The following is a 13,837-nucleotide window of genomic DNA, read 5'->3' on the forward strand; positions in this document are numbered from 1 at the left end:
CACATTTCTTCTTTTTCCCTATTGTTTCACCGGAACCGTGGAGATCGCGTTGAAGGGCGAGCCGTCCACGAGGCGGCGGCTGACCGCGAGATAGACGAGCGTGTTGCGCTTGGCGTCCCAGATGCGGGTAACGCGGGTGGCCTTGAAAAAGACGGAGGTCGATTCACGAAACACGTTGGCCTGCTTGGGGAGCTTGGCGGGAATTTCGATAGGGCCGACCTGGCTGCACGAAATGGCGAAGTTGGACGGATCCTCGGCAAGCCCGAGCGAGCCGGAAACACCGCCGGTTTTGGCTTGGCTGATGTAACAGGCAACTCCCGGAATATCCGGATCGTTGAAGGCCGAAACGCAGACTTTGTGATTGGCTCCGAGCAGTTTCCATTCCGTGGTGACGCAGCCCACGTTTGAATCGTCCGCATGGGCGAAGGAGGGGAGGAGCAGGGAACAGAACAGGGCAAGGCAGGCGTATGTTTTGAGCATGGCGTTTTTCCTTTTGGTTTAGCAATCGGGAAGAGCGATGGCTCCCGCAATGTTGCGCAACGCGCCGGGCGTGAGCTCGCAGGCGAGCGTGTATTCACCGGGAACGCCGGGATAGGAGATGGACGCGACGGAATGGAATCCGAATCGGCCATAGTAGCCGGGATCGCCGATGAGCACGGCGGAAGAATGCCCCAGTGCGGCGGCCTTGGCGAGGGCCTCGCGGATGAGGGCCGCTCCGATGCCCTTGGCGCGCCATTCGAGCGCCACGGATAGCGGGGCGAGGAGCAGCGTGCCGAAGCAGCCGCCGTTTTCACGGATGGATGCTCCGGTCAGCATGATGTGACCGATGAGTACGCCGTCCTCTTCGGCGACAAGTTCCAGCTCGGGGATATAGCGCCCCTTCCGGAGTTTAAGGACGAAATCCTGTTCGTCGCCGTCGGAGACTTTCGCGGTCTGGAATGCCGTTTTGATAAGGGAATAGATGGCGTCGAAGTCTTCGGGCTTTGCTTGTCTGATGGTCATGGTAAGCCTCTGGAGGGCGGAACGTTTGTGGTTGGGGGCGGTAAAACGGACGGTTAGAATCTTTTTATTCCGTAATGTGCATTACTTCATGCAGTTTAAAAGGAAATCCGCTCTAGCTGGGGCGGCACCGTGATATCAGCGCTCCAGAACGCCGCCGAGCTGTTCCAGCTGCTTCTGTACATGCGCGTCGTAGCGGGAAACGTCGCTGCGGATTTTTTGCATCACGTCAAGGAACAGGCGCAGGTGCACGGACTGGTGGAACAGGCTTTCCAAAGCGGGGGCAAAGCCGCGCTTGACCTCGAACTCGTACGCCTTGCCCAGATCTTCGCGGACCACGGCGAGTTCCTGCCGGAGGGCGTCGCATACCCGCTCGGCGTATTCCTCGGCTTCGCGGCGGCGTTTGTCGAGGAAGGCGGCCTTGCGCTTATCCTCGCGCCCAAGGTGGTAGAGCAGGCCCGCGGTCCCGGCCACGGCCGCGAACACGGCCGCCGCGAGGGGGCTCGCTGCCGCCAGCGCGATAATGTTACCTGCGGTAACAAGTATCGAGATTGGCCCGAGCGCGGTGAGGCGGCCCACGGTGAGCCCGGTGGTGAACACAGCGAGGTTCTTCATGTGCCGGTGCGTCTGTACGAGGAAGTGCGTGGCCGTCGAGGAGCCGCCGTTCACTTCGCCCGGATCGTCTTGCAGGCCGTCGATATTGGAGCTCAGGCGGGCAAGGCATTCCTGCGAAAATTCGTCCATGCGCGCGGAAAAGAGGCGGAGCTTGTCTTCCCACGTGTGGAGGATGCCGCGCTGTTCGTCGAGGAATTCGTCCACGGCGCGCCGGGCGATGGCCCGGGCTTCGGTGGCGTCGAATTCCTTCCAGACGGAATCTTTGGCGAACTGATGCCCGAGATCCGCCACTTTGCGGTTCACGGCGTCCATGAGCCGCAGTACCAGCGTTTCATGGAACTTTTTCAGCGCCTTTTCCGTGGATTCGTCCCACGCGTCCAAGTCCTTGGCGGCGGCGTTCACGACCTGCCGGGCCTGCTCCAGCGAGGAGAGGGCGGAGGCGGAAAGCTGTTTGGCGTGCGCGTCCAGCATACCGAGCAGTTCGGGGTTCGGCAGGGATTCGCGGTACTCCTGCACATGCTGGCGGAGCCGTTCGCGGGCGGAGTCGGCAATCCGGGAGTAGGCTTCCGCGATTTTGTGGCGGTATGCCTCCTTGCCCGCGTCCCTGTCCATGATTTCCCGCAGGAGGGCAAGGAGCTGCTCAAGCTCTCCGCAGCCGGACACGGAACGCGACACTTTGGACAGCGTTTCCGAGAAGGCGGAACCTCCCCGGCAGCGTTCCTCGACGGCCTGCCGGGTATTGAGGGCCACGACACCGGCGAGTTTCACATGGCCGGAGCTCCGGCAGGCTTCGCGCAGCACGGTGCGCGCCTGTTCGCGGGCCACTTCGAGGCTGGCGGCGCTGTTCAGGCGGTCGATGTTGGTCAGCACGCCGATGATGCTGACCGTGCGTCCGCTGCGGGCCAGCTTGCGGAGCAGGGATAGTTCGGAATTGGAGCCCGGATCGCGGGCGTCCATGACGAAGATGACGCAGTCCGCCTCAAGGCTTTCCTCATAGGAAAGATAATCATGAAACTGATCGGTATCATTGAGGCCGGGCGTGTCCACGAGCACGACGCCCGCCCGGAGCGTGTCCAGCGGCAGCCCCACGCTGACGCGGGCCACGAATCCTGAGAAACGCCCCTCAAGGCTGATGTAGTCGGACAGGTCGTCCCAGCAGGTGATGCCCGAAAGCAGCTTGCCGGGGATGAACGTGCCGTCGGACACACCTTTGCGGATGTGTTCGATTTTGCGGGTGAGCAGCAGGTTGTCCTGCTCGTTTTCGAGATAGTCCTCAAGCCGGGCGAACTGGCTGGAGTCGAGGAACCGCACGCTGTAGTCCGGGGCGTGGGCGTATTTGAATTCCACCACGGTGGCGGTTTCCGGCGTGGACTCGCGCACCGGGGACAGCTCCTGCCCGATGATCGCGTTGATGAGCGAGCTTTTGCCGCGTTTGCGTTCGCCCACGATGACGATCTTGAACGGCTGGCGGCGCAGCATCTTGCGGAAAATATACAGCTCTTCGCGCAGGTCCATGTCGTCGAGCGTCCACGCGATGCGGTCGAGCGAATTGGCGAAACGCTCCATATCGGCGTTGAACTGGCTTGTTTCGGGCGCGAACCAGCCCGCGATTTCCTTCCGGGAAGGCAGGACGTTGGTTGCCTTGCGGTAGAGTTCGCCGAGGCTTTCCCCGACGTTGAGCCCGAGGCCGATGCCCCGGCCCGCGCTGCGTTCGAGGCGGGACTTGCGGAAGGCCCATTCGATGTCGTTGACGAGCGACCGCGCCTTTTCGTCGATCCGTTCCTCCTGCCCCCCGATGCGGGAGAGTGCTTTCAGCATGGTGTCCACGAATGTGGAGGAAACCTTTTGGGCGTCGGCCTGGTTCGCCATGTCGCGGGCGATGTCGGCGGGATCGGACGGCGGGTTCAGGAGCGCGTAGTGGAGCTTGGCTTGCAGTTCGGCATGGAGGGCGCGTTCCCCGAAAATGGCCTGCGCCGCCTCCTGTACGAGCTGGTACTCCCGATAGGTGAGCATGTCGTCCGTCGTGGCGACCGCCGCAAGCAACAGCAGGATGCGGTCGTTGAAGGAGTCGCCGGGGATCGGCTGGATGGGTTGGGGGAGCATGGACAGCATGGAGGCTGAGGTGGGACGGGAGGACATGGGGAGGCTCCTTTGCTGGTCGGTAAACGGCCCGTACCTTTTGTACCTAGCCGCAACGCCTTTTTTTTTCAATGGCCGGGAGGGCGGCCCTGCCGGGCTCTCATCGTCTTGACTGAAATGGGATCCGCTTTACATATGATCAGTTAAGGCCGCGTGAAGAGTGAGGGCGGCCTTGCGCGCACAGACAGGCGTGTCTATGAGGAGGCTAAAGTATGAGTGTCGAATATAAGGATTATTACAAAATATTGGGTGTGGGGCGCGAAGCTTCCAAGGATGAAATCGCAAAAGCCTTCAAGAAGCTCGCCCGCAAGTACCACCCGGATCTCAACCCCGGAAACAAGGAATCCGAGGAAAAGTTCAAGGAAATAAACGAGGCGTACGAAGTTCTCAAAGACGAGCAGAAGCGGAAGATGTATGACCAGCTCGGGCCCAACTGGCAGCAGGGCCAGCAGTTCGGCGGCAATCCGTTCGGCGGGGGCAACCCCTACGGCGGCGGTACGCGCTTCACGTTCAACGGGCAGGAATTCGGCGGTCAGGGGTTTGACGGCTCCGGGTTCAGCGACTTTTTCGAAACCCTGTTCGGCAGCCGTCAGGGCGGGAGCGCCGGCGGCCCGTTCAGCGGCTATACGTCCCGTCCCCAGCGGGGCCGCGACATCGAGGCCGATATTTCCATCACGCTTGAGGACGCCGTGAAGGGCGGCGAGCGCAGTCTTACGCTTGAGGGCGGGGACGGCACCAAAACCCTGAAAGTGAATATCCCCGCCGGGGTGAAGGACGGCGCCAAGCTCCGCCTTGCCGGGCAGGGCTATGATTCGCCCAACGGCGGGCCGAAGGGCGATCTGTATTTGAGGATACGTTTCGCACCGCATTCGTTGTTCCATGTTGACGGCACGGACCTCACCTACGAGGTGCGGATCGCGCCGTGGGAAGCCGTGCTTGGGGCGAAGGTCAAAGTCCCCACCCTTGACGGGAACGTCGAGCTTTCCATTCCCGCCGGGACCGGAAGCGGGAAGAAGATGCGTCTGCGCGGCAAGGGCCTTGGCCCGGCGAAGTCGCGCGGCGATCTGTATGTGCGGGTCGGCATCGACGCGCCGAAGGATCTCACGCCGAAGCAGCGTGAACTGTGGGAAGCCCTTGCGGCGGAAAAATAGTGCCGCGTTCCGTTTTTGAAGGACAACGTCAGGGGAGATGATTGTATGGAACTTTTGCAGAATACAAAGGATGTGCCGAGCCGCTCGACCCTTATCGTCTGGGGCGAATTCCTGGAACTGACCGGGACGACCCCGGATCGCCTTTCCGAACTGATGGACATCGGGTGGCTCAAACCCACGCGCACGGCGGAAGCCGCATTGTTGTTCCGGCAGGATGACGTATACCGTATCCGCAAGCTTGAGCGGCTGTGCAGCGATTTCGAACTGCACACGCTCGGCGGCTCCATAGTAATGGACCTGCTGGACCGTATCGCAACATTAGAGTTGCGTATTCGTGAGTTGACAGATCGTTAGTACGCCTTATTGTTAGAGAGAAAGCGATAGTGATATCACTTTTGCAGTTGTGTTGCGTTCGGTCATTTTGTCTCGGGCGCCGCTGCTGCGCTACAACGCAATAGAGGTGAACCATTATGGATATCAACAGATTTACCGAAAAATCCCGTGAAGCGCTGACCACGGCGCAGGGGCTCGCCGCCCAGTACGGTCATCAGGAAGTGGACGCCGAGCATTTGGCGCTCGCTCTGGTGAATCAGGAAGACGGCTTTGTCCCCCGCGTTCTGGAGCGCGTCGGCGTCGCCCCCAAGGCGCTGGTCACGGCGCTGGAGGCGGTTCTGAAGAAGCGTCCTTCCGTGCGCGGGCCGGGCGCGGAAATGGGCACGATCACGATTTCGCAGCGGGTCGCCAAGGCTATCGCCAACGCCGAGGCTCTCGCCAAGCGTCTGCGTGACGAGTACGTCAGCGTGGAGCATATTTTTGCCGAACTGCTGCGCGAACCCGCCTCCACAGGGCTTGGTCAGGTCGCGGCGGATGCCGGCTTGTCCGCCGATAAGTTCACCGAGACGATGATGGCTGTCCGCGGCCCGCACCGCGTGACCTCCGCCAACCCCGAAGAGAGCTATGAGGCGCTCAGCAAGTACGGGCGCAACCTCGTCGAAGCCGCCAGCAAGGGCAAGCTCGACCCGGTGATCGGTCGTGACGCGGAAATCCGCCGCGTCATCCGCATCCTGTCGCGCCGCACGAAGAACAATCCCGTGCTCATCGGTGAGGCGGGCGTGGGCAAGACCGCCATCGCGGAGGGCCTCGCCTACCGCATCGTCAAGGGCGACGTCCCGGAAGGGCTCAAGAACAAGACCATTTTTGCGCTGGACATGGGCGCGCTCATTGCGGGCGCCAAGTACCGCGGCGAATTTGAGGAACGGCTCAAGGCTGTATTGTCCGAAGTGCAGAAATCCGAAGGGCAGATTATCCTGTTCATCGACGAGCTGCACACCATCGTGGGCGCGGGCAAGACCGACGGTGCGATGGACGCGGGCAACCTGCTGAAGCCGCTTCTGGCTCGCGGCGAGTTGCACTGCATCGGCGCGACGACCCTCGACGAGTACCGCAAGTACATCGAAAAGGACCCGGCGCTGGAACGCCGTTTCCAGACCGTGCTGGTGGAGGAGCCCTCCGTGGAGGACACCATTTCCATCCTGCGCGGCTTGAAGGAGCGGTTTGAGGTGCACCACGGCGTGCGCATCAGCGACTCCTCCATTGTGGAGGCGGTGGTGCTGTCCAACCGGTACATCACCGACCGTCAGCTTCCCGACAAGGCCATCGACCTGATCGACGAAGCCGCCGCCATGATCCGTACCGAAATCGACTCGCTGCCCACGGAACTGGACGAAGCCAACCGTAAGGTCATGCAGCTCGAAATCGAGCGCGAGGCCCTGCGCAAGGAAACCGACGACGCGTCCCGCGAGCGTCTGGAGAAGCTGGAGAACGAACTCCGCAACCTTCAGATGACGCAGGCCGAGCTCAAGGGCCAGTGGGAAAACGAGAAGGGCGTCATCAACGTTGTGCGCGATCTCAAAGGCGAGATCGAGCAGACGCGCCTCGCCATTGAGGACGCGACCCGCCGCGGCGATTTGCAGGCGGCGTCCGAACTCAAGTATGCGAAGCTGCCTGAGCTGGAAAAGCGTCTCCACGAAGCCGAAAACGGTCAGGAAGCGCCGCGCCTGCTCAAGCAGGAAGTGCGCCCCGACGATGTGGCGGATATCGTGGCCCGCTGGACCGGCATTCCGGTCACGCGGCTGCTCCAGTCCGAACGCGACAAGCTCATCCATCTGCCTGACAAGCTCCATGAGCGCGTGATCGGGCAGGATGAGGCCGTGCAGGCCGTGTCCGACGCCGTGCTGCGTACCCGGGCCGGGCTGTCCGACCCTTCGCGCCCGCAGGGTTCGTTCATTTTCCTCGGCCCCACGGGTGTGGGCAAGACGGAGCTGTGCAAGGCGCTGGCCGAAGCGCTCTTTGACAGCGAAGAGAACATCGTGCGCCTCGACATGAGCGAGTACATGGAAAAGCATTCCGTGGCGCGGCTCATCGGTGCGCCTCCCGGCTATGTGGGCTACGACGAAGGTGGTCAGCTGACCGAAGCCGTGCGCCGCAAACCCTACAGCGTCATCCTGTTCGACGAAATCGAAAAGGCGCATCCGGACGTGTTCAACACCCTGCTGCAGCTCCTCGACGACGGCAGGCTGACCGACAGCCAGGGCCGTACGGTGGACTTCCGCAACACCATCGTGATCATGACCTCGAACATCGGCTCGTACAGGATGCTCGACGGCATCAATCCGGACGGCTCGTTCGCCTCGGATGTGTATACGGAAGTCATGGGCGAACTGCGCCAGCATTTTAAGCCCGAGTTCCTGAACCGCGTGGACGAGACGGTGCTGTTCAAGCCGCTGCTCCCCGAGCAGATCGGCCAGATCATCGACCTCCAGCTGCGTCGGCTCCAGAAGCGGCTTGAGGAGCGCAAGATCGCGCTGGAACTGACCGAGGCCGCCCACGAGTTCATTGGGGATGCCGCCTACGATCCGCATTATGGGGCCCGTCCGCTCAAGCGGTACCTGCAGTCCCACGTCGAAACGCCGCTCGCCAAGTTCATCATCGGCGGGCAGGTGCGCGACGATCAGCGGGTGGTCATCGACGCCACCGAAGACGGATTGACCTTCGGCGTGAAGTCGGGCGATACCGTGCAGCCATTGCAATAAGATTCGGAAAAGGGCGGAAGGCGGAGGCGCTTTCCGCTCCTTTCCTTTATGAACCTGAAAGGGCCATCAGCGGCGTTTGTCATGCTGATGGCCCTTTTCTTGACGGCGATACTCCGCTGGTCGGATGCGCCTATTGCTTTTCCACAATCCCGAACGTGCCGTCGTCGTTTGCCGTGACCTGCAGTGAAATGATGCCGCTTGTGTTGCGGGCGATATAATCCTTGCAGCCCCTGATCATCACGCTCAACACGCCGGAAATATCCTCGGAGTCGTGCGTATGGTAGATGCTGGTGCTCCAGAGCTCTTTATTCGTTTTGCTGCTGGCGGCGCTCAGATGAAGGAAGATGTCGCACTCCGTGACTTCCTTGATTTCATCCTCATACCCGACCGTCCCGTAGGTTGGGGTCGTCGTGGTGGTTTTGGTATAGCGGCCCGTGGCCTTGTCATACGTGCCGTGCGTCTTTTCGACAGTCCCGGTTTGTCCGTAAATCGGCTTTTTGACGGTGATGTGCTTTGTGGATGTTTTGGCGGTGTAATCGATGGAAAGGAGTGCCGTGCCCCGGTTGCGGTCTTGCGTGAGCGTGAAGCCCGTTTCAGACAGGGTGTTTTTTACGTCCTGCTTGAGAAGCTGATAGGTGGGGTCGCTGTTTTGTTTTTTCGATGAGGCGATATAGTAGGTATACTGGTCATTGGGGTAGGCGTGCCCGTCGGTTTCGGAAATGACCCGCATGGAGTACTGGGGAGAGCAGCCCGCCAGCAGGAAAAGGGCGGCCAGCAGGAAGAGGCAGGGGCGCGGGGGGATCTTGGCTGTGCACATGGGCTTACTTCCTTTCTTTAAGGCTGAGTGCGCCATCGTCGGATTCGCTGACGTCGAGCCATGTGTCGCCGGGGGTGGTTTGGGCGAGGTAATCCTTGGCGCCCATGACCATCATGTCCAGCATCTTGCGGTTGTCAAACGAGTTCCCGGTGTAGGTGACGATCGTTTCCCACATTTTTTTCTTCGTTTTGAGCGAATCGGCGGCAAGCAGCAGAACGATCTTGTTTTGGGCCACTTCCTTCTGGGTGTTCTTGTAGCCCGTAACGCCGTAGGTAGGGGTTGAAACGGATGTCCTGCTGGTTTTTCCCGTTAACGTGTTGATGTATTCCCCCGTACCTCTGGTTTCGACCCGCGTCACGCCGTAGACGGGTTCGGAAACGGTCGTCTGCCGGGCGACCGTTTGGCTCTTGTACCCCGCGAAAAGCACCGCTGTGGCATGGGGGAGGCTTTTGGTCACTTTCAGGCCCGCTTGGGGCAGGGCGCTTTCGAGGTTCCGCTTGAGTTCCAGAAAGACGAGATCGTCCTCTTGGCCCTTGACCGCCATGATATAGTAGACGTCCCCGATGCCGGCTTGGATGTCGCCGTTGGTGATGGCGTTGATTTTTATGGCGTACTGGTTGGCGACGCAGCCGGGGAGCAAAAGGCACGCCGCAAGCAGGGCGTACAGGCAGGACCGTGGAAACGTCATGGGTATGGCCTCCGGGGGAATGCGGCGTTGCCGCGTTGTCGAGCCTTGGCAGCCTCCGGAATTCCGCCTTGGGCGGGGTTTTGTTCCGGGAGGGCTTGGGGGTACGCTGCGGGGATGCCTTGGCGTCACCTGCGGCTGGGCGGGGCGCACGGGGCTCCGCCTTTGCGAAAGGCTTTCGCTCCTTACGCTCGGCCCCCTCTATCATCCTCTCATGCCTGTGACAATCAGGCGGGGAGGGCGGCGTTTCCTCCGCGTTCTTTCTTGACAACCGCGCAACCTTGAAGCACAATTTTTCGATTACACTTTGGTGTGGATATATAAGGAGCCTGTCCATGAGCGATTACAAAAAGAGCCTGAATCTTCCCGATACATCCTTTCCCATGAAAGCCAATCTCACCCAGCGTGAACCCGAAATGCTGCGCTGGTGGGAAGAGAACAATATTTACGGAACCATGCTGGAAGCTTCGGGCAGCCGGGGCTCTTTTCGTCTGCACGATGGCCCGCCCTACGCCAACGGCCATCTGCATCTCGGCCATGCCCTGAACAAGATCCTCAAGGACATCACCATCAAGTCCCGCAACATTCAGGGGCAGCAGTCCGTGTATGTGCCCGGCTGGGACTGCCACGGCCTGCCCATCGAATTGAAGGTTGAGCACGAGCTTGGCGAAAAGAAAAAGGAAATGCCGCCGTATGCGGTACGCCGCCGCTGCCGCCAGTACGCGGACAAGTTCATCGATATCCAGCGCAAGGAATTCAAGCGCCTTGGCGTGCTCGGCGACTGGGAGCATCCCTACAAGACCATGCTCCCCGAATACGAGTCCGCCACGGCTACCGAACTGGCGAATTTCGTGGAGAAGGGCAATGTGGTCCGCAGCAAGAAGCCCATCTACTGGTGTTGCTCCTGCCAGACGGCGCTTGCCGAGGCCGAAGTGGAATATGCCGACCACAAGTCGCCGTCCATTTACGTCCGCTTCCCGTTGACCGACGGCAAGCTCAAGACGGTTTTCGAGAACGCCGACCCGTCCCGCGCCTATGTGATCATCTGGACCACGACCCCGTGGACCCTGCCGAGCAACATGGCCGTGGCGCTGCATCCCGAATTCGAATATTCGCTGGTCGAATATGAAGGCAGCCAGTACGTGCTCGCCACGGAACTCGTCGAAAGCGTCGCCAAGGCGTGCGGCTGGGACATGGACGGCGTGAAGACCGTGGGGACCGCTACCGGGCAGCAGCTTGAACTCGTCAAGGCCCGCCATCCGTTCTACGACCGCGAGTCTCCGCTGATCCTCGGCGGCCATGTGACGCTTGATGCCGGTACCGGCTGCGTCCATACCGCTCCCGGACACGGCCGCGAGGACTACGAAGTCTGCCTCCAGTACGGCATCGACATCTATTCCCCGCTCAACGATCGCGGCGAATACCTCGACAGCGTGGAGTTTTTCGCCGGGCTGCAGGTGCAGAAGGCCAACCCCAATGTCATTGAGAAGGTCAAGGAAGTCGGCAACCTGATGGGGCAGGCCGACATCACGCACTCCTATCCGCATTGCTGGCGCTGCAAAAAGCCCGTCATCTTCCGCGCCACGACCCAGTGGTTCGTGAGCATGGAGGCCAACGGGCTGCGCCAGAAGGCGTTGAAGGCCATCCGCAACGACGTGGAATGGATCCCGAGCTGGGGCGAGGAACGCATCTACAACATGATCGAGCAGCGCCCCGACTGGTGCATTTCCCGCCAGCGTCTGTGGGGCGTGCCGATTCTGGCCCTGTTGTGCGAAGACTGCGGAGAGGCTTGGAACGATCCCGAATGGATGCGCGACATTGCCGCCCGGTTCGCCAAGCATCCCACCGGCTGCGACTACTGGTATGAAGCCGATATGAAGGACATCGTGCCCGAAGGGTTGAAGTGTCCCAAGTGCGGCGGCCAGCACTGGAAGCGCGAATCCGACATCCTCGACGTGTGGTTCGACTCCGGGACCAGCTTTGCGGCGGTGCTCGAAAAGCGCCCCGAATTGGGCTTCCCCGCCGACCTCTACCTTGAAGGCTCGGACCAGCACCGCGGCTGGTTCCACTCCTCGCTGCTCGCTTCCATCGGCACGCGCGGCGTCCCGCCCTACAAGGCGGTGCTCACGCACGGCTACGTGGTCGACGGCGAAGGCCGCAAGATGTCCAAGTCCATCGGCAACGGCATCGAGCTTGACGAGATCATCAGCAAGCACGGCGCGGAAATCATCCGCATGTGGGTGTCTTCCGTGGATTACCGTGAGGACGTGCGCATTTCGGCGGAAATCGTGAACCGCCTTGTGGACGCCTACCGCCGTATCCGCAACACCTGCCGCTACCTGCTCGGCAACCTGAACGACATCACGAAGGCCGACCTCGTGGACATGAAGGACATGGACCCGCTGGATCGCTATGCCCTCGACGTCGCCGCGCGCACGCACCAGCGCGTGCAGGACGCCTACCGGGACTACGAATTCCATAAGGTTTTCCATTCGCTGCACAACCTGTGCTCCACAGACTTGTCCGCGTTCTATCTGGACATCCTCAAGGATCGCCTGTACTCCTCCGCGCCCGCGAGCCGCGCCCGCCGTTCCGCCCAGACCGCGCTGTACCACATCCTGCTGATGCTCGTGCAGGACATGGCCCCGGTCCTGAGCTTCACGGCTGAGGAAGTGTTCCGCCACATCCCCGAAGCGCTGCACCCCGGCGCGAAGAGCGTGTTCGCCTTCCAGCTCATGGACGCGGAGGCCTTCCTGCTGGATGATGCTGGCCGCAAGCGTTGGGAGGCCGTGCTCGCCGCGCGTACCGAAGTGACCCGCGCCATCGAGCCGCTCCGCAAGGCCGGGACTGTGGGCCACGCGCTGGACACCGCCGTGACCCTGTACGCCTCGCCGGAACTGCTGGAAGTGCTCGGCGGCATCGGCACGGACCTGCGCGTCCGTGTGCATCGTGTCCCAGCTCCATCTGGCTCCGCTTGCCGACGCGCCCGCCGATCTCGCTCAGGCCGACATTGCCGAATGCGGCAAGCTGGCCGTGAGCGTGGCCAAGGCCGTTGGCGAGAAGTGCGAGCGCTGCTGGATCTATAGTGACGAACTCGGTTCCGATCCCGAACACCCGACGCTGTGCCCCCGCTGCGCCGCCGTTATGAAGGAACTCGCATAGTGGCAGAGCCGGGCAAGGATACTCGTTATAGAGTTGTTTTGGGCGTCGGCGTCGGCGCGCTTGTGCTCGACCAGCTGACCAAGTTGTGGGTGATGGCGTCACTGCCCTATTATGGGGCGGTGACGGTCATCCCCGGCTTCTTTGATTTGGTCAATATCCGCAATCGTGGTGCCGCGTTCGGCTTCCTCAACCGGTCGGACATCGAATGGCAGTTTTGGCTGTTCTTCGCGGCTACGCTGGTTTCGGCGGGCGTGATATTCATGCTCGCGCGCTCGGCGCAGCGCGGCGAAAAGATGTTGTTCTGGGGGCTCGGCATGGTGCTCGGCGGAGCCGTGGGCAACCTTGTGGACCGCATCCGGTTCCGTGCCGTTGTGGATTTTCTGGATTTCTATGTCGGCCAGTGGCATTGGCCCGCGTTCAACGTGGCGGACATCGCCATCTGTTGCGGCGCGCTGCTCGTTTGCCTCAGCATGTGGCTGAAAGGTCCGTCCGGGAGGGCTTCGTGAGTCTGTTTTCGCTTGAATGGTGGCAGATCGCGCTGCTGTTTCTGCCCGCGCTGCTGAATTTGTGGGGCATCTGGCACGCCTTCAACCATACCTTTGAAACGCCGCTCGAGCGGGTGCTGTGGATGGTCGCGTGCGTGTTTGTTCCCGTCCTCGGCGGCGTGGCCTATGTGCTGTTTGGCTGGCGGCGTGCTCACTGACTTGAGTTCTCCCCGCAAAGGGCGTATCTTTATTATCCAAATCCTTCATTTCAGGGTAATACAATGAAAAAGCCGTATATCTTCCCCCTGCTTTTGGGATCGCTCGTTCTGACCGGCTGTGCCAATGGCCAGATAGACGCCATGCAGATGCGTCTGAACCAGCAGGAGCAGCAGATCCGCCTTCTGAATAGCCAGCTTTCCGGCGTGCAGCCCGCACAGGCCGACACATGGGCGCAGGTTCAGTCCCTGCGTCAGGAGATGAGCGCCGTGAAAGGGCAGATCGACGACTTCAACAATGCGACGGCCGCTGCTGGCGGCCTTCCCGGTCTCGCCCAGCGCGTGAACAACCATGAGGCCGCGTTGCAGGCCATCGCCACGCAGTTCGGCATGGAACTGCCCGTGGCCGCCGCTCCGGGCGCTCCCGGAGCGGCTCCCTCCGCGCCCGGTATGCCCGACTCCACCGCCGCGGCTCCC

General features: G+C 61.3%; 10 protein-coding genes and 2 pseudogenes. 7 read left to right on the forward strand and 5 right to left on the reverse strand.

All coding sequences use genetic code 11. The features are described from left to right. Window positions 1-18 precede the first annotated feature (18 nt). The 3 genes from HMPREF0178_RS11245 to HMPREF0178_RS11255 form a co-directional block, all read right to left on the reverse strand. Complete coding sequence (locus HMPREF0178_RS11245; RefSeq protein WP_009733514.1) at window positions 19-480, reverse strand: CreA family protein; 462 nt, start codon at window positions 478-480, stop codon at window positions 19-21. Window positions 481-498: 18 nt separating this feature from the next. After that, the gene (locus tag HMPREF0178_RS11250; RefSeq protein ID WP_009733515.1) at window positions 499-1,002 is read right to left on the reverse strand and encodes a GNAT family N-acetyltransferase; all 504 of its coding nucleotides are present in this window, start codon (window positions 1,000-1,002) and stop codon (window positions 499-501) included. Window positions 1,003-1,137: 135 nt separating this feature from the next. Next, window positions 1,138-3,753: a dynamin family protein gene (locus HMPREF0178_RS11255; RefSeq protein WP_009733516.1), complete on the reverse strand. Its 2,616-nt coding sequence runs from the start codon at window positions 3,751-3,753 to the stop codon at window positions 1,138-1,140. Window positions 3,754-3,965: 212 nt separating this feature from the next. Here HMPREF0178_RS11255 and HMPREF0178_RS11260 point away from each other — a divergent pair, with 212 nt between their 5' ends. From HMPREF0178_RS11260 to clpB, 3 genes are all read left to right on the forward strand, one after another. Continuing rightward, window positions 3,966-4,904: a DnaJ C-terminal domain-containing protein gene (locus tag HMPREF0178_RS11260; protein WP_005025284.1), complete on the forward strand. Its 939-nt coding sequence runs from the start codon at window positions 3,966-3,968 to the stop codon at window positions 4,902-4,904. A gap of 45 nt (window positions 4,905-4,949) precedes the next feature. Next, entirely contained in the window at window positions 4,950-5,258 is a 309-nt protein-coding gene (locus HMPREF0178_RS11265) for a chaperone modulator CbpM (protein ID WP_005025286.1), read from the forward strand. Between the two features lie 116 nt (window positions 5,259-5,374). Then, window positions 5,375-7,996, forward strand: a complete 2,622-nt coding sequence (gene clpB / locus HMPREF0178_RS11270) for an ATP-dependent chaperone ClpB (protein WP_009733517.1) — start codon at window positions 5,375-5,377, stop codon at window positions 7,994-7,996. Between the two features lie 130 nt (window positions 7,997-8,126). On the opposite strand, the gene HMPREF0178_RS11275 is transcribed toward clpB, so the two are convergent. Beyond that, window positions 8,127-8,813 (reverse strand): hypothetical protein, encoded by a 687-nt coding sequence (locus HMPREF0178_RS11275; RefSeq protein WP_009733518.1) that lies wholly within the window; start codon window positions 8,811-8,813, stop codon window positions 8,127-8,129. Between the two features lie 4 nt (window positions 8,814-8,817). Further along, entirely contained in the window at window positions 8,818-9,501 is a 684-nt protein-coding gene (locus tag HMPREF0178_RS11280) for a hypothetical protein (protein WP_009733519.1), read from the reverse strand. A gap of 332 nt (window positions 9,502-9,833) precedes the next feature. On the opposite strand from HMPREF0178_RS11280, the pseudogene ileS reads away from it, so the two are divergent. From ileS to HMPREF0178_RS22020, 4 genes and pseudogenes are all read left to right on the forward strand, one after another. After that, a pseudogene (ileS, locus tag HMPREF0178_RS11290) lies at window positions 9,834-12,660 on the forward strand (isoleucine--tRNA ligase). Then, window positions 12,660-13,166 (forward strand): signal peptidase II, encoded by a 507-nt coding sequence (gene lspA / locus HMPREF0178_RS11295; RefSeq protein WP_009733521.1) that lies wholly within the window; start codon window positions 12,660-12,662, stop codon window positions 13,164-13,166. Before ileS ends, lspA begins: the two are co-directional and overlap by 1 nt. Then, complete coding sequence (locus tag HMPREF0178_RS11300) at window positions 13,163-13,363, forward strand: PLDc N-terminal domain-containing protein (protein ID WP_005025303.1); 201 nt, start codon at window positions 13,163-13,165, stop codon at window positions 13,361-13,363. Before lspA ends, HMPREF0178_RS11300 begins: the two co-directional genes overlap by 4 nt. A 63-nt stretch (window positions 13,364-13,426) precedes the next feature. After that, window positions 13,427-13,837: pseudogene (locus HMPREF0178_RS22020) on the forward strand (tol-pal system protein YbgF); the annotation flags it as partial.

Source organism: Bilophila sp. 4_1_30, from assembly GCF_000224655.1.
GTDB lineage: Bacteria > Desulfobacterota > Desulfovibrionia > Desulfovibrionales > Desulfovibrionaceae > Bilophila > Bilophila wadsworthia.